Below are 2,168 nucleotides of genomic sequence, written 5' to 3'. Positions count from 1 at the left end.
GCCGACTCCCTGCTGGCCGCCGTCGAGCCGTACGCCACGGAGGATCGCGCCTTCTACCACCTTCCCGGCGACCGGCAGAGCTGGTCCGGCCGCGTCTCCGACGGTCTGGAGGGCTACGCCCGCACGCTGCTCCTCGCGGCCTTCCGGCGCGACGAGAGTGCCCTGGAGCGCTACGCCGACGGCCTCGCGGCGGGCGTGTCCGGAGCCTGGCCGCGCATCGGGGACCGTAGCCAGCCCCTGGTCGAAGCGGCCTCGATCGCCCTCGCACTCCGGCTGACCCGTCCGCTGCTCTGGGACCGGCTGGACGACGGCGTACGGCAGCGGGCGGCCGACTGGCTGGCCGACGCGCTCACGGCCGAACCGTGGCCGTGCAACTGGGAGTTGTTCCCGGTGACGGTCGGCGGTTTTCTGTATGCGATCGACCATGAACCGGATACTGCCCGCAAAGCGGTCGACCGCGGCCTGGAACGCATCGAGCAGTGGTACGTCCGCGACGGCTGGTACACCGATGGCGCCGGACGCGCCTTCGACTACTACAACGGCTGGGCGATGCACCTCTATCCGGTGCTGCACGCCTGGCTCGACGGCGACCCCCGGCTGCTGGAGCTGTACGGCGGCCGGCTCTCGCGGCACCTCACCGACTACGCCCGGCTGTTCGGCGGCGACGGCGCCCCGATGCGCCAGGGCCGCTCCCTGACCTACCGCTTCGCCACCACTGTCCCGCTGTGGCTGGGAGCCCTGACCGGCCACACCCCGCTGCCGCCCGGCGAGACCAGGCGCCTGGCCTCGGGCGCGCTGCGCTACTTCCTCCAGCGCGGCGCGGTCGACGAACGCGGGCTGCTGAGCCTCGGCTGGCACGGCCCCGACCCGGACGTGCTGCAGGGATACTCGGGCCCGGCATCCCCCTACTGGGCGAGCAAGGGCTTCCTGGGGCTGCTGCTTCCGCCCGAGCACGAGGTGTGGACAGCGGTGGAGGAGCCCGGACCGGTGGAACGGACGGATGCGGTCACTCCGCTCTCCGCGCCCAACTGGCTGCTGCAGTCGACCCTTTCGGACGGAGTCGTCCGCCTCCACAACCACGGCAGCGAGGACGTGCGGTACGACCCGTTCTACACGCGGCTCGCGTACTCGACGGTGACGGCGCCCTCCTCCTCGTACGACAACAGTGTGGTCGTCGGGGACGATCCCGGCCGCACCGGGATCGAACCGCTGGGAGTGGGAGACGGCTGGGCGGCCTCGCGGCACATCTCGGGCGGCGGAGCCCGCGTGACCAGCGTGGTGCTCGCCCGCGGGGCCGCGGAGGTGCGGGTGCACCGGGTGGCCGGCACGGATCCCGGAACGCCGGTGCGGGTGACCGGCTGGGCAGCGGCGGAAGACGGTGTCCGGGCCGAACTCGTGCCCGTCGCCGGGCTGGACGAGGCGCTCACCGGCGTGACCGGGGACGGCGACTCGCTGTTCGTCGCCCTCGCCCGGCTCACCGGTGAGGCGGACCCGGTTCCCCTGGAGGATCTGGTGTCCGTGCGGACGCAGGACGGGATCGTCCATGTCCGCTGGAGCGGAGAGAGCGAGGTCCGGGTACACCTCACCTCGGACGGTGTACGGGTCACCGGCGCGGCGTCGGACGGGTGAGCGACCGCGTCCGACGCCGCCGAGGGCTCGGCCCTCTCGACCGGAGCCTCAGGGCTTGAGGCGGGCCACCCTCAGGGTCGTCGTGGTCGGGGACGCGCCGGTGAGCGGCTTGGCGTAGGTCGGAGTCACGGGGGCGTAGGCCCAGGTCAGCGTCCCGTCCTTGAGGACCGCGATGTCACCGGTGATGCGGGCGTTCACGACCTTGTCCGCGCTCTGGGCCTTGCCGTTCCAGTCGACGAGACGCAGGTGAGTGCCCGTGAACGTGCCGGTGCAGGTACCGCTCGCGCACTTGGCGCCCTTCATCGACTCCCAGGAGACGAGAAGACGGTCCTTGCCGTACGGGGCGACGTGGACATTGGTGTTCTCCGTGCCGGCGGCGCTGGTGAGGTAGACCGCCTTTCCGGGGCCGGAGTTGCGGTTCTTCATGAAGGCGATCGCCACCTGATGGGTGCCGGTCCTCGGTTTCACCGTCCAGCCGCGGCCGCTGGAGTCCGCGGCGTCGCTTCGGCGAAGCAGAACGCCGCGGACTCCAGCGGCCG

1 protein-coding gene and 1 pseudogene are annotated in these 2,168 nt (G+C 72.1%); one reads left to right on the top strand and one right to left on the bottom strand.

Annotation, left to right across the window (positions count from 1 at the left end):
* The coding region (locus BZL64_RS21010; protein ID WP_086770748.1) for a DUF2264 domain-containing protein at positions 1-1,629 on the top strand (1,629 nt) is incomplete at its 5' end.
* 48 nt (positions 1,630-1,677) lie between these two features.
* Here the strand turns inward: BZL64_RS21010 and BZL64_RS21005 are convergent.
* Positions 1,678-2,168, bottom strand: a pseudogene (locus tag BZL64_RS21005) (hypothetical protein); the annotation flags it as partial.

It is taken from the genome of Streptomyces bobili (assembly GCF_002154575.1).
Lineage (GTDB): Bacteria > Actinomycetota > Actinomycetes > Streptomycetales > Streptomycetaceae > Streptomyces > Streptomyces bobili.
This window is presented reverse-complemented; position numbering and strand designations above follow the sequence as displayed.